This window comes from Luteimonas lutimaris (genome assembly GCF_039537065.1).
Classification (GTDB): Bacteria; Pseudomonadota; Gammaproteobacteria; order Xanthomonadales; family Xanthomonadaceae; genus Luteimonas; species Luteimonas lutimaris.
Genome location: NZ_BAAAZU010000005.1, coordinates 807 through 1,178 on the forward strand (window position 1 = coordinate 807; position 372 = coordinate 1,178).

Consider the following 372-nt stretch of genomic DNA (forward strand, 5'->3'; position numbering starts at 1 on the left):
CACACTTACGAAGCTGGATCAACCTGCACGGTGTTTGAGTCGCGAGCGAACTCCACCGTAAACTTTTGGTCCTTTCCGCAACCAGTAGCATCCCATAGCTCACGAACCGGCCCAGTCTCCGGCGATCGTACCGGAACAGTGATGCTGATGCGTGCTACGGACAAGCAAGCTTCCTCTTTCGCGAAGTACCCAATGATCCCCGCAGTGGCAAGATTCTTTTGATTCTCAGATGCCGACGTATCTCCAGAGTACTGAATCTCGCCTTTGCTACACCCAGCCAGCAGAACTAGCAGTGTGGCGACCATGGCGTAATGCGCAAAGCTTGGCATATTGATTCTCCACGTGACGAATGAAACCGGATGTGTCCCCTAA